The 12,516-nt window shown below is 69.4% G+C and carries 13 protein-coding genes; 4 read left to right on the plus strand and 9 right to left on the minus strand.

All coding sequences use genetic code 11. The features are described 5' to 3' along the window. Nucleotides 1–41: 41 nt before the first annotated feature. The 7 genes from ACZ6IM_RS31200 to ACZ6IM_RS31230 form a co-directional block, all read right to left on the minus strand. Nucleotides 42–1,784, minus strand: a complete 1,743-nt coding sequence (locus tag ACZ6IM_RS31200; RefSeq protein WP_469561056.1) for a relaxase/mobilization nuclease domain-containing protein — start codon at nt 1,782–1,784, stop codon at nt 42–44. Continuing rightward, entirely contained in the window at nt 1,781–2,176 is a 396-nt protein-coding gene (locus ACZ6IM_RS31205; RefSeq protein ID WP_061446781.1) for a plasmid mobilization protein, read from the minus strand. Before ACZ6IM_RS31205 ends, ACZ6IM_RS31200 begins: the two co-directional genes overlap by 4 nt. Before the next feature lie 584 nt (nt 2,177–2,760). Next, nucleotides 2,761–2,952, minus strand: coding sequence for a hypothetical protein (locus tag ACZ6IM_RS31210; protein ID WP_007491133.1), 192 nt, complete (start codon nt 2,950–2,952; stop codon nt 2,761–2,763). Beyond that, entirely contained in the window at nt 2,949–4,580 is a 1,632-nt protein-coding gene (locus ACZ6IM_RS31215) for a hypothetical protein (protein ID WP_469561060.1), read from the minus strand. The genes ACZ6IM_RS31210 and ACZ6IM_RS31215 overlap by 4 nt, the downstream gene beginning before the upstream one ends. Then, complete coding sequence (locus ACZ6IM_RS31220; RefSeq protein WP_406721904.1) at nt 4,577–5,218, minus strand: WhiB family transcriptional regulator; 642 nt, start codon at nt 5,216–5,218, stop codon at nt 4,577–4,579. The genes ACZ6IM_RS31215 and ACZ6IM_RS31220 overlap by 4 nt, the downstream gene beginning before the upstream one ends. Before the next feature lie 160 nt (nt 5,219–5,378). After that, nucleotides 5,379–6,092, minus strand: coding sequence for a zinc finger domain-containing protein (locus tag ACZ6IM_RS31225; RefSeq protein WP_061441538.1), 714 nt, complete (start codon nt 6,090–6,092; stop codon nt 5,379–5,381). A 2-nt stretch (nt 6,093–6,094) separates the two neighbouring features. Next, a complete protein-coding gene (locus ACZ6IM_RS31230) occupies nt 6,095–6,991 on the minus strand; it encodes a helix-turn-helix domain-containing protein (protein WP_469561064.1) in 897 nt (298 codons plus the stop codon). A gap of 686 nt (nt 6,992–7,677) precedes the next feature. Between ACZ6IM_RS31230 and ACZ6IM_RS31235 the strand changes: the two genes are divergently transcribed. The 4 genes from ACZ6IM_RS31235 (at nt 7,678) to ACZ6IM_RS31250 (ending at nt 10,644) form a co-directional block, all read left to right on the plus strand. After that, complete coding sequence (locus ACZ6IM_RS31235) at nt 7,678–8,130, plus strand: helix-turn-helix domain-containing protein (protein ID WP_469561067.1); 453 nt, start codon at nt 7,678–7,680, stop codon at nt 8,128–8,130. Nucleotides 8,131–8,310: 180 nt separating this feature from the next. Continuing rightward, nucleotides 8,311–8,865, plus strand: a complete 555-nt coding sequence (locus ACZ6IM_RS31240; protein WP_469561069.1) for a secondary metabolite protein — start codon at nt 8,311–8,313, stop codon at nt 8,863–8,865. Continuing rightward, nucleotides 8,862–10,061 carry an MAB_1171c family putative transporter gene (locus ACZ6IM_RS31245; protein ID WP_469561072.1) on the plus strand — a complete coding sequence of 400 codons (1,200 nt, stop codon included), beginning with the start codon at nt 8,862–8,864 and terminating at the stop codon, nt 10,059–10,061. The genes ACZ6IM_RS31240 and ACZ6IM_RS31245 overlap by 4 nt, the downstream gene beginning before the upstream one ends. Continuing rightward, nucleotides 10,051–10,644, plus strand: coding sequence for a phosphatase PAP2 family protein (locus ACZ6IM_RS31250; protein WP_318296081.1), 594 nt, complete (start codon nt 10,051–10,053; stop codon nt 10,642–10,644). Before ACZ6IM_RS31245 ends, ACZ6IM_RS31250 begins: the two co-directional genes overlap by 11 nt. 105 nt (nt 10,645–10,749) lie before the next feature. Here the strand turns inward: ACZ6IM_RS31250 and ACZ6IM_RS31255 are convergent, their stop codons facing one another. Both ACZ6IM_RS31255 and ACZ6IM_RS31260 read right to left on the minus strand, forming a co-directional pair. Further along, nucleotides 10,750–11,310, minus strand: coding sequence for a peptide deformylase (locus tag ACZ6IM_RS31255; RefSeq protein WP_469561192.1), 561 nt, complete (start codon nt 11,308–11,310; stop codon nt 10,750–10,752). A 96-nt stretch (nt 11,311–11,406) separates the two neighbouring features. Then, nucleotides 11,407–12,516: a hypothetical protein gene (locus tag ACZ6IM_RS31260; protein WP_469561075.1), complete on the minus strand. Its 1,110-nt coding sequence runs from the start codon at nt 12,514–12,516 to the stop codon at nt 11,407–11,409.

A 12,516-nucleotide genomic window follows, 5' to 3' on the forward strand; every position in this document is an offset into this window, starting at 1 on the left:
CACAACGGCGATCCGGGGAGCCTGCGTGCCGTCTGGTGTACTTATCGGGCCTGACGCGGTGACTCCTCTCCGCTGCGCCGCCTGCCGGGCGCGGAGGGCCTGGTCGTCGCCCTACGCGTCGCGGACCGGTTCACTGCGGTGCTGGTCTCGGGAAGCTGCGATGCATCGGCGGGCAGGTCGGCTGTCCGCCGCATCCGCCACACGAGCACGTCGCTGACGGAGTCCGCGGTGCCCAGTTCCCGCCGAGCGGCAACGTCGGACAGGAGGGCGGCCGGGTCGTGGCCGGCGGCTTCGGCTTCCGTGATGGTCGCGGCCAGGGCGTACCAGCCGGGTTCGGCGAGGATCTGCTCGGCCAGCTCCGGCAGCGCCTCGCGCAGCAGCGCGGTCTGCCGCTGGAGCACCGGCCGGCTCAGACGCCGACCACGCTGATAGAGCACACCGAGCGGCTGGGCCGAGGCGGCCTGGTAAGCGGTGCGCAGGTGTTCGGCAGCTCGGGTGGCGGCCTCGGCCTGCTGGGCGTGGCCCTTCCGGGCGTGCCAGTGCGCGGTGGCGATGATCAGGAAGAACAGCATGTCGATCGCCATCGCCGTGGTGGCTCCGTCCTCACCGCGGCCGAGGGCCGGGCCGCCCTGGACGAGGTCGCGGGCGGCCTGCCGCAGGGCTCGATCGTGCCCGCGTACGGCGCGGACGTGAGAGCGCGAGGCCCGTTCGAAGGCCGTTGCAGCGTCGTGCAGTTCGCGACGGGTGTGAGCGGCAGACGTCTTCGCGAGGGCGTCCAGGACCTCGCCGACCGCGGCGATGTGGGCGGCGGCGACCCCGTCCTCGCCGTGGTCGACGACGAGCACGGCCTGCCACACGGCCGATGCCGTGCCGCGGCGCGCGGAGGCCGGACTGCCCGGCCCCGTACGAATCGCTTCCTCCCGCCGGGCCGCAGGGACATCCTGCGCATCACCGGACCACCGCTCGCGGATGCGAGGCAAGGACAGGTCGGGAGCGAGGCGCGCGCCGGGGTAGAACACCGGCTCGCCGTCCTTGTTCAGGTCGTCGGGCAGGGCGACCTTGTATCCGAGCAGGTCACCGGAGGGCGCGGCGCGCTTGCGGATCAGGAGGCCGGCGGCGGCGAGGCGGTCGAAGAACTCCTCGTCGCTTCTCGCGCCAGCCACCGCATGCCGCACGGATTCCCGCAGCTCCTCGCGGGCGGTGCGCTCGCGGCCCTGGCGCTGGGCCTTGTGGCGCTCGGCGCTGGTCGGTCGTTGCGCTGCGGTCCCGTCCCCGGTGCTGAGCTGCTTGAGCCCGTACTCGGCTTCGATCAGGCGGGCTTCGGCCTGGGATCGCTTGGCGTCGTTGTTCAGTCGGGGGCGCCGGCCGTCTTCGCGGACGAGCGTGGCGATGATGTGGATGTGGTCGTCGGCGTGGCGCACGGCTGCCCAGCGGCATCCCGCCTCGTCGGCGGCCGGAGCGATGCCGGTCGCGGCGACCATGCGTCGGGCGATCTCCCCCCATTGCTCGTCGGAGAGAACCGGGTCGTCGGGTGCGGCCCGGACGGATGGGTGCCAGACGTGCTTGGCCGGGCGGCGCGACTCCGCGAGCGTCTGGACGGGCTGGTCCAGGAGCTGCTGCAACTGTCTCTTCGTAGCTTGAGGATCGCGACCGGGGTCGGGAGCGAAGCTGTCCCATGCCGCCACGAGATGCGGATCGACGTGCTCCTCATGGGTCCCTTTGCCGTAGAGGTAGATGAGCAGGCCAAACGTGTTCGAGCCACGCTTGTGGACGCGAGGGATCAACCGGTTCGCCTTTCGGTGTCGAGGTAGTGCTGGATGAAGGCGTCCACGCGCTGGGTGGCGCGCTGGACGGCGCCGAGTACGGCTTCGGCGTAGGGGACGTCGGCACCGGAGTTGGCGGCCTTAGCTACCTGGTTGACGTTGTTGCCGATGTGGCCGAGGTGCCGGCGCACAGCGAAGAGCTCGTTGTGAACTTCTCGTTGGGCGGCGATTTCCGCCGCCGTACGGTCGAGATCGTGGGCGGCTTTGAGAGCGGCGTGGGCGAGGAAACTGGCGACGCTCATGTGGCACACGGCGGCTGCACGAGCTAGGAGTTGGTACTCGTCGTCGTTCATGCGGCAGCTGGGCTGGCGCATGCGCTTGTTCTCGTCGCGCAGGCGCTCACGCTGTTGCACATGCGGCTTTGAAGGGGCGGTGTGCGTGCAGTGCGCACTGTGGCAGGCGTGCTGGTCCTGCCCCTCGGGATGCGAGCCGCCCTCGGTCGCATCCTCACGGATCGGCGCCCCCCGGTGCCGTTCCGCTCCCGCCACTCCAGGGGCGGGGAACGCAAGAGCATTGCTCCCCTCGGGAGCAATGCTCTTGCGATAACTTGCTCGCCCCGAGACCGAGTTGGAGCCGCGATCAGGTTCCGGGGTGGTGCCGTTCTTGGGTGCGTTCGTCATCGGGGTTCGGGCCTCGTAGAGCGGGTGCGTTGCTGGATGGTTGCGGCCAGCGCGAGAACTTCGGCTGGGCTGGCAAGGACGCGAACCGGTCTGTTGGGACGGTCCTGGACGAGCCACTGCCCGGTCGGCGTGAGGACGACGGCGTGGAGGAGTTGCCGGCGGACCAAGACGTCCGCCCAGGCACCGGCCTCGGCGGTGGTGGGCCCGGAAAAGCGAGGGGGACGAGGAATCATGGCGTACCTCCTAAGCGGGGCGGTGGCCCGGCGTGGAGCCGGGCCACCTTTACGGATACGGGCCTTGTGCTGGGATTTGCCGGTTCAGCCGCATTCGGGGCAGCGTCCGACGTGGCTGTTGAGCGCGCGGGCCATCCGCTGTTTCGCCGAGGCTGCCTGCTTCGCGCTGGACTTCGCCGCCGGCCTGCCCGCATGCCGCTCGGAGTGAGCGAGCATGAATCCGATCTCGCGCTCGTACTCGGCGCGGACCGTCTTGAACTGGTGGCAGGTCTTCATCGGGCGGTGCTCCTCGTCGTCGTGATGTCCGCGTTCCGCAGCTCCTGGAGGACCAGGCCGAGTCGGTCGTTACCGACACCCGTCAGGCCCTGGCGGCGGATGATTTCGCGCAGCTGCACTCGGGTGATCGCGCCGTTGCCGTCCCGTTCGAGCAGAGCCGGCACATGGGGACGCACCTCACGGACAAGCTGGCGCTCGGATTCACCCAGCTCGCGTGCCTGGCGCTCCGTCTGCGAGCGGGACCGTGCACGCTTGTCCTTGTTCTTCGTCCGGGAGGTCCTGGTCGGCTTCCGGCGAAGCGGGACCTTGTGTCCTCGGTCCTGGGTGGTTTCGGTCCCGGACTGTGGGGCGGTCGGTCCTCGGTCCTGGGTGGTTTCGGTCCCGGACTGTGGGGCGGTCGGTCCTCGGTCCTCGGTGGTCTCGGTCCCCGACTTCGTGATGCCCGGTCCCCGATGAGAATCCGGGTCCTGAGCTGCCACTTCTCGCGTGCTGTGGTCGGTCCTCATGGCCGCTGCGTCCCGCGCTGCGGCTCCCGGTCCGGCGAGCACGGTCCCTGGGACCGCACCGTCTTCAGAGGGCTTGGTTCCCGCGAACGTTCCCGTTGCGTCGCCCTTGGTCCTTGCGTCGACCTCGGCTTCCGGGTTCTCGGGGACGGGGCCCCGAGGAGCCCTCGGTCCTCGGTCCGGGACCGGCTCGTCGGAACCATCGGGACCGGGGACGGGGACCGGCACATCCGATGTCGGCTGTACGGGGACCGTGGCCGCCGATGCGCTGCTGTGCGCCGGGGACCAGGGAGAAGGGAGCGGGACCGTGGCGAGCGCCAGCGCGTGTCGCCGAGCGGCGAGCTGGTCGAGCAGCTGCGCCCGCTGGTGAGGGTCGGTGCCGACCGAAGCCCTGCCGACCGCCTTCGACAGGCGTCGCGTCAGCCGCCGGCCGCGACGGCTCTGCTGCTGCTCGGGTGTGCGCTCGGCGAGGCGGGCGGCGAGGGTGACCGCACGGGCGGTGGCCCGGTCCCGGGTGATCTGCGCTGCGTCGCGGTCCCGCGCGGCGATGCCCAGGCGGGACAGCAGCCGCTCGCGTGCCTCCCGGCCCAGGACGGCGAGCAGTCCGTTCGAGGCTGCACCCGGGGTGCGCAGGCGCAGTTCGATGCCCATGGCCAGGTGCCACAGCATCGCCGCCATGACCGGTCCGACGAAGGCGCGGACCGTGCCGCCGATGGGGCCGCTCTCGGCGTAGGCGGGGATCACCTGCACTGTGGTGATCACCCAGACCAGCGTGCCCGGCAGGCCGGGAGCGCCCTGGACGGCGAGGTTCTGCCGTGCCATCAGCGCGGTGGCGAACAGGGCGAGTTCGGCGGCGGCGAACATGCCGGCGCGCTCGGCGGTGCCGGCCATGTCGAGGTAGTCGGCCGCGAAGCGCCAGCTGGTGTCGGCGCTGTAGGCGGTGCAGCCCAGGGCGGCGACGGCGGCGACCTTGACCGCCGGGCCGCCGAGACGTTTCCGCGGGCGGGTTCCCCGGCGCCGGATCGCCCAGGCGGTCAGCACGAGCGCGAGGGCGGCGGGCACGGCGGCGGCGAGGAGGAGAGGGAGGTCCGAAGTAGCACCGAAGGCGAGGACAGGGTGGGTCATGCTGCCTTTCCGAGTGGGGCGTGCGCCGGGGTCGACGCCGCCGGGCGGCCTGTCGGCTGCTGAGTGCCGGGAGCTGCGGGCGCGGGGGTGCCCTTGGCCTTGGAGGTCTTCTTCCGCTTCTTCTTGGAGCGGGGCACGCCGTAGTTGCGGTCCCGGTCGAAGACCTTGTTGGCCGCTTGCCGGAGCAGGTCGCGGGCGTGCTTGTGGCTGATCTGCAGGGCGGCGGCGAGTCGGTCGGGCTGCCAGCCCCGGACGTAGGCGTGGTCGATGGCCACCTGCCGCTCGGCTTCCGTCAGGTGCACGTCGCGTCCCTGGAAGAAGGCGGTCACACGCCGGTAGTCCAGGCGCCGGTGCAGGTTGTCGTGCAGCGGGCGCCGCTCGGCTTCGGTGAGCCCGCCCCAGACGCCCTCCTTGAGGACGTTCTCCAGGGCGAAGTCCAGGCACGCGCGGCGGACGGGGCACCAGCCGCACAGCTCCTTCGCCTCCGCGATCTCCTCGTGATCCCGGGGCCCGGGGAAGAACACGGCGTCGGCGTCCTCGACGTCCATGCCGTGGCACGCTCCGCGGACGTGCCAGCTGGTGTCTGCGATGCCGCGCAGGCCGGTGGCCGGCGCGTCGTGGGTGGTGATGTGGCGCAAGGCGAGTCTCCGATGTGCTGCCACACCGGCCGGCTGGCGCAGTGCCTGGCGGGTGCGGCGTCGGGCGCCGGCTGCGGCGCGTGGGTGTGCGCCGCATCCGGTGCGGGACGGTGAGGTTGCGGCGGTGCAGCGGACGGGATGCACGCGCCGGAGGCGCCGGTCAGGCCAGGGCGGGCTGCTGGGCCTGCTCGGCGTGCTGGGCCTGCTGGGCGGCGAGGTCCACACGGCCGGGGTGCGGGGTGGCGCGCGGCGTGATGGCGCGTACCCCGTCGTTGGGGCCGATCCGGCGGCGCCGGCACGGCTCGCCGACCGGGGCCAGACACCACTCGCATCGCACGCTCAGGGCATCGGGCAGCCCCTGCGCGACGGCGGCTTCGCGTGCTGCCCGGGCGGGCCGGAACGGTGCGAGAGCGGCGCGGGCGGCGGGCGGTATGCAGGAGCCGATCTGGTCCAGCCGAGCCTGCAGCCTCGGGTTGATCCCCTCCTGGCTGCTGGTGATGGCCGGGGCATACGCGGGCTGCGCTATGCCGGCGGCGACGGCACGGCGGGTGCCGACCAGCTCTGCGGTCCAGGCGGCCTGGTCGTCCGGGTCCGCGGACGGTGTGGGGTCCCAGTGGAGGGCCAGGCGGTTGCGCCGGTAGCTCTCCCAGGGGCGGACCACGTCGGCGGGTTGGATCTGGTACGGCGAGGTGCGGTAGTGCTGGCGGGCGGCGATGCGGGCGTCCCAGCCGTGCGGGGTGGCCATCGGCACGTCGCCGAGCAGCTCGTGCCACTGGGCGAGCTGGTCGCGGGCCTCGCCCTCGTCGGTGCGGATGCTGCGGGGGTCGAGTCGGCCGATGTAGGCCAGCAGGGCGGCGATTTCGCGGCGGTCCACGGTCAGCCCTCCGTTCCGGTCGGCTCGTCCAGGGCGGCGAGAAGGGCGGCGGTGTGCTTCTCGGCCCGCGTCATGCCACCGGGCGCGGCGGTGTTCTGGCCGGGCACGGCGTAGAGGTTCGGGCGGTTGGGGGCGTGTTCCCGGGTGATCCAGGCTCGCCAGTCGGCAGCCCAGGCTTCCGCCGGCCTCGGGGCGTGGGCCGCCCGGTGGGCACGCCACTTCGCGTCGGCGGCCTGCAGGCCATGCTCGCCGAGGCGGTCGAGGTGTCCCTGCTGGCGGGCCCAGGTGTGGGTGGCGGGGTCGACCTGCCACTCGGCAGCCGGGAGGACGGCAGCACCACCACTGCTGTACCTCCGGTTCAAATCAGGTTCACTACGGTTCTGTGTGCCGGTGGCCGGTACATCGCTGTGCCGGTGGCCGGTACGCCGCTGTGCCGGTTTCCGCCTGGGCCTGCCGGTTTCCGGTACTGCCGGTTTCCGGACCCTGGCGGGGGATTCCGGCACCTCACGCGGGCGGATTCCGTACCGCCGCAGGGCCGACAGCCGGAGCTTGGCAGTGCCAGCGGGCTCGTCCGGCACTGCCGTCTCGCCCGTTTCCTCCCGCTGCTCTCGCAGCGCCTGTGCGACTGCTTCGGCGGCGAGCGGCAGGCGGTAGACCGTGCTGCGCTGCGGGCCCACCAGGTCGTCGAGCTGTTCCAGCTCGCCGGCGAGGACGAGGCGTTCGACGGCTTCGCGCACCGTGGAGACCGAGGCGTGCGTGCGCTTGGCCAGGCTGGACAGGGAGGCCCAGGAGATGCACTGGTCGTCGGCCACCCGGTCGGCGATCGACAGCAGGACCAGACGCGCGGCCCCTCGGCTGGAGCTGTGCTCCCACACCCACTCGCGAGCTTCGCTGCTCATCGGCCGCTCCCGGCAAGCGGGCGGGCGGGGCGGCTCGCGGGGGCCTGGATGGTGCGGTCCGGCTCGGGGCGCTGAGGCGCCGAGGCGGAGCTAGCTGCCGCGCAGGCCGGACGGTAGGGCCTTTTGCGCAGGGCGGAGCGCATGCAAGAATCTCCTTTGGTGTTGCCACGCTGAGACGCCCCGTGGAAGGGATCAGCGTGGTGATGGTGGCGATCTCCGCCCTTGCCGGGGCGGTACAGCCGTTAAGCGTCCGGCGTCCGGGAGTTGCCGCTCTCGGGCGCCGTCGCTGTGTTCTGGGGCCTATGAGGCCCGGAGGTTGTGCACGTCATTGCTCCTGTGCTCGTCCGTGCGGGCGGTCTGCCCGGCGGGGGACGACGAACATACGCACGGCTCCGCGTCAAGGTCCAGAGTTGGTTCTTAAACCCTGTAGAAGTCGCGTGAGCTGCTGCGACGGGGGTGGAGCGAGCATGGGCGAGTCCTAGCGCGTACGTAGGTCACGACGGCCGGGCAAGGAGCGCTTACCGCACCCCGTCGGCGTCACATCACTTCAGTGAAGCTGTGTTCGAAAACCTACGCCAGAGTGATCCCAGTCTGTCAACACTGAAGTGAAGCCTCTCGGCCTTTTGGTCCTGGGAACTACACTGCAGTACAGTCCGGAGTCGGCGTCTAGATGAGAGGAGTCGGTGATGGTGGAGTCCAGCGGGTCGGCGGAGGCGCCCGGCGGCGCGGCCGACGCTCGGCGCTCATTCGCCGACAAGCTCAACCACCTTTTCCAGACCGTGACGAACCCGGAGACCGGCAAGCGTTACACCAATGCCGAGGTCGCCCGGGCGATCTCCGTGTCCGAGAGTGCGATCTCGCAGCTGCGGACCGGTGCGAAGCCCAACCCCACCTACACGACGGTGGAACGACTGGCCGGCCACTTCCACGTCAAAGAGCAGTACTTCTTCTCGGACTACGACGCCGAGGAGGCCGAGAAGGTGCGCGCCTCCATGGAACTCATCGAGGCCGTAGCCGACAGCGACGTCCGCGGCCTTGCGCTTCGAGCCAACGGCCTCTCGGCGGACAGCTTGAGGATGATCACGGATGTGATCAATCAGGCGAGACGGTGGGAAGGGCTCGACAAGCCCGGGCAGTGATGTGACCTCACTCACCTGCTGGGTGGATTTGACTGGTATGCCGCGCATGGATCTTCAAGATCGCCTTGGGCAACCATCTGTACCTATGCAAAGCTCCGCTAGAACCACGCGGAATGGTGGGTTCCGGTTAGCGCAGGCCGTGTCAGCGCTCATTCGGGGGCTACAGCAAGGATCTCGTCCATGTTCAAGCGGCAATTCGCGCTCAGAGAGGCGCAGCTGAGGCGACTGTGTGAGGAGCAGTTGCGGGGGATCGAGATATCCGATCCCTACGCGGTGGATGAAATATGCCGGCAGCTCGCCGTCAAGCGTGGCCGCCCCCTGCACCTCCATGAATTGCCTGAGACCGGAGGGGCCAACGCTCCCTGCGGAATGGTCCTCTCGTTCGACCACGGGGATTACGTCTTTCACGTCGCGGCTACCAGCGAGCGGCATCGTGCACAAATCGTGCGCCACGAGCTAGCGCACCTGCTGCTCGGGCACGCCGGGAACAACGAGAGCGTCGTCAGGTCTCTACTGGGAGTCCTGCCTGACGGGGTCGACCCCTCTGCCGTGCTCTCCGCTCTCGGCCGGACGAGCTACGACAGCGAGACCGAGTACGACGCCGAAATGGCCGCCTCCTGCCTGGGAGAGCTCTTTCACGATCTTGCCCACTCGGGCCGGGAACGCGGTCGGTCCGGTGCCGTGGCGCGGCTCGACGACGCCCTGGTCCACCCACGGAGGAACCGCCGCTCATGAGTACATCCACCCTCATCGCCGGCGTCCTCTGGCTGGTGGCTCTGTGGCGGCTGCCGTCCCTCCGGCACTCTCGCAAGCAGCGAAGTCTGGCGCTGACCCTGGTGGCTCTCGCAGCTGCCATGACGTTCGAGGTTCCGCCGGTCAAAGAGGCAGTCGATGCCGCCGTCGGCGCAGACGCCAGGCTGTCGCCGCTGCTGAAGCACCTGCTCGGCGTTACCTCGGCGGCATATCTGCTCGACTTCGTCATCGCAGTCGTTCGACCGCAGGGCCTGGCAAGTCGCACCCGGCTGGTGGCCGCCGGCGTGACGTTGCCCCTCATGCTCGCCTTCTACGCCCTGGCCAACTGGACGTCAGGAGGGCCCGTCAGGCTTGGGGAGGGCCGTGGCGCCCTCTTTCCCGTCCTCTACATGACGGTCTTCACGCTGTACATCGGCATCGCCATGGTCGTCGCTACATGGCTGTTCCTCGGCGGCGTACGTCACAGCCGGACTCTCCTGGGGAAGGCCGGCCTCGGATTTCTGGGCTTGGGAACCCTGCTCGGAAGCCTGTACGCCCTCCAGCGCATCGTCTTCGTGACGGTTCAGCTTGCCTCCGGCACCAGCTATCCAGCTTTGGAGAACCTTCTCTCCACAACGCTCAAGCAAGCCACCGTCCTGTCGGTCGCCGTCGGCGTCTGCTTGCCTCCTCTCTCCGTCGCCGTGGAATACGTCGCCGCGTGGAGCACCCTGCGGAAACTGCGTCCCCTCTGGGTGCAGCTCACGGAAGCAGCCCCGTATGTGGTGCTGGCGACATCTGTAGGCAGGTGGCGTGTCCGCTTCCGGCTGGAACGGTGCGTCATCGAGATCGAGGATGCCTGCCTGGCGCTTCGCGAGTACGTGTCAGTCGACATGCACACAAAGGCCCGGAGGTTCGTCCGTCAGGAAGGGGTCGCTGCGCAACTCTCTGACGCAGTGGCGGAAGCCTGCTGGTTGCGTGCAGCCGTCCAGAGCGCACGAAATGGGGAACGGCTGCGGGGAGTTGAATATCCACCCCTCGGCGTCACTGGCCGAGACAGAGCGAGCGAACTGTCATGGTTGCGCACCGTTGCCCGCGCGTACCTCTCCTCGCCAGTCGTTTCCGAATTCGTCCGGCAGGAACATTCGTCCGTTTCCCACGAGCAGGGCGCTTCGGAAAGGATCCTCTCAAATGGCAACTGATGTCCGCCCCGGCGAGTCGCGGCTGGCCCGCCGCATTACAGACTGGCTTGAGCCGAAGAACTGGATCATCGCTGTCACGCTGCTGGTCGGCTGGCACACCGCAAAATGGACAGGTGTTGCTTGGGGTGTGGTCGGCGCCCTCTTCGCGGCCGTCATCCCGATCACCTTCATCAAGTACGGCATTCGCAAGGGTCACTGGGGCGACAGACACGTCGGAGCGAAGCCAGCACGGCTAGTCGTGATGGCCGTCATCCTGCTCTCCGTAGCCACTGGCATCGTCCTGATGCTTGTCGCGGGGGCGCCGCGCACCATGGTTGCCCTCATCGTCTCGATGCTCGTGACGCTCGCGATTCTCACCGCGATCACCTTCGCCTGGAAGATCTCCGTCCACCAGGCCGTGTCCGCAGGTGCCTGCGCGATGCTCGTGCAGACCTACGGCCCGTGGATGGCCCTTGGCTTCCTGTTGGTCGTCGTCGTCGGCTGGTCCCGCGTCGAGCTGCGGGACCACACACGCAACCAAGTGATCGCAGGCACCATCCTCGGCACCATCGTGGCCGCAGCCGTCTTCCACCTGGCGCGCTGATCCGAAGGAGGGGCGTGGTTGAGAGCGACCGCTACGCCTCCCAGGTATCTCACCCGGCTTTCGGGCCCCTGCATCCCCGAGCTCGCGGGCCGGCAGGATTGGGTTTCAGTGCTCGTAGGACCAGGCCCGTCCGGTCTGCCGGTACTCGGTCACGGAGATGGGCTGCACTCCGGGGCGCATCCGGGCTGTGTACAGGTGGCCGTCGAGGTGGTCGATCTCGTGGTGGACCAGACGGGCGAGGCCGCGTTCGTAGTCAGTGGTCACGGTCGTCCCGTCGAGTGTCGTGGTCTCGACCGTGATCCGGAGGGGGCGAGGGACGAGGCCGCGTACGTCGAAGAAGCTCAGGCACCCCTCGTACTGGTCGTCGGTCTCCTGCGAGGCGGCGATGACCCGGGGGTTGAGCAGTACGATCGCGCCCGCTCCTGGCTCGGCGGGCTGGACGACGGCCGCGGCCCGGCGGATGCCGATCTGTGGGGCTGCAATGCCCATGCCCTTGGCGAACGTGTGGACGCCTGCGATGCGCGCCATGGAGGTGAACAGGCTTTCCACGGCTTGCTCGGCGGCCTGACGTTCGGCAGGGAGTGAGAAGGGGCGTGCTGGCTCGGTAAGGACGGAGGCGCCTTCCTGGACTACGCCGAGGTTGCGCATCTGCTCGCTGGGCCGCATCTCGTTCACGAGAACTCCTGTTGATTCGCGTCGTGTTCGCACGGCCAACCGCGGTTGCAGTGGACATACGACGGGGTGCGCCGCTCGGGGTGCCGGTCATGCGGGCCAGGCGTTAGCTCGGCAGCTAGCGTGGCGTTGCCAGACATCCGCTGCGACTGTTGAAGCGTCCCGTATGGCCTGATCCAGAGGGTCGGGGATGCTGCCCCGTCCGAGGCCGGCGGAGGCGACTGCAGTGGAGAGCGTTCTGCGCTCGTCCTGGCTCAGCCCTTCGCGGCACACAGAGTGGGCCAGGACGTCTCGTGCGATGTACCCGTCGGGATGCGTCGTCGCTTCGCTGGTGAGGCGGCGCATCAATTCGGCTTGTCGGGACTCTGGGGAGAGGTCGAGCACAACTAGTCCTACACGAGAGCGGAAGACGGCAAGGTCGGGGGCCGAGTCGAGAGCCAGGTAGTGCTGCACCATCTTGTTGATCGGCTCGACTGGCTGCTCGTCGGCTGCCCTGTGGCAGAGGACGGCAAGGGCTGCCGCGACGGCGTGCTCCCATGGCTCCACCAGGGTGCTCTCGTGTAGGAACTTCAACGCGTCGCTGGGCTGCTCGCCGAGGCAGCGGACGAGCACCTCGACTTGGCGCCCGTCGAAGAGGCGCTGTCCCACGCCCCGGTGTTGCCTACTGTGCGCCCGGGCGTAGTCCCATTCACCTGCTGCGACGAGGGCACGGGTTCCGTCGCCGAGGAGTACGGCCCACAGCCATTGGCATACCTGTTGATGGTCAGAAGCCGACTTCGTGAGGCGCTGGAAGGACGTGGCGCGGTCGTCGATGACCGCTTCCGTCTTCGATCTGACTGCTCGGTTCAGGGAATCGAGCAGATGATACGCGCCAGTCCCGTCGCCGTCGCGGATGCGCAGTCGGGCCAGGTTGACCAGGGGTTCCAGGGCGTACCGGGCTTCCTGCGCGCCCAGGGGCTGGGCGCGCAGGACGGCCTCGGCGTGGCGCCAGCACAGAGAGCGTGCCAGGTCCGGCATGCCGCAGTCGCTTGCGATCAGTGCCGCCTTGTTCAGGGCGACGGTTGCGGAGGTCACGTTGCCGTCGCGCTCGGCGGCGGCAGCGAGGTCGGTGATTTCGCGGATGCGTTCAGCGAGGGGCGGGCACGCTGGACGTGGACGGGCAACGAGCGGGAACCGCTTCGCTATCTGGCTGACGTCCAT

The organism is Streptomyces sp. NPDC042336, assembly GCF_055581985.1.

Excerpts from the sequence above, each read along its gene's own strand:
- ACZ6IM_RS31210 (WP_007491133.1), bottom strand. The coding sequence starts at position 2,952 with ATGAAGACCTGCCACCAGTTCAAGACGGTCCGCGCCGAGTACGAGCGC.
- ACZ6IM_RS31215 (WP_469561060.1), bottom strand. The coding sequence starts at position 4,580 with ATGACCCACCCTGTCCTCGCCTTCGGTGCTACTTCGGACCTCCCTCTC.
- ACZ6IM_RS31230 (WP_469561064.1), bottom strand. The coding sequence starts at position 6,991 with ATGAGCAGCGAAGCTCGCGAGTGGGTGTGGGAGCACAGCTCCAGCCGA.
- ACZ6IM_RS31235 (WP_469561067.1), top strand. The coding sequence starts at position 7,678 with ATGGTGGAGTCCAGCGGGTCGGCGGAGGCGCCCGGCGGCGCGGCCGAC.
- ACZ6IM_RS31240 (WP_469561069.1), top strand. The coding sequence starts at position 8,311 with ATGTTCAAGCGGCAATTCGCGCTCAGAGAGGCGCAGCTGAGGCGACTG.
- ACZ6IM_RS31245 (WP_469561072.1), top strand. The coding sequence starts at position 8,862 with ATGAGTACATCCACCCTCATCGCCGGCGTCCTCTGGCTGGTGGCTCTG.
- ACZ6IM_RS31250 (WP_318296081.1), top strand. The coding sequence starts at position 10,051 with ATGGCAACTGATGTCCGCCCCGGCGAGTCGCGGCTGGCCCGCCGCATT.
- ACZ6IM_RS31255 (WP_469561192.1), bottom strand. The coding sequence starts at position 11,310 with ATGCGGCCCAGCGAGCAGATGCGCAACCTCGGCGTAGTCCAGGAAGGC.
- ACZ6IM_RS31260 (WP_469561075.1), bottom strand. The coding sequence starts at position 12,516 with ATGGACGTCAGCCAGATAGCGAAGCGGTTCCCGCTCGTTGCCCGTCCA.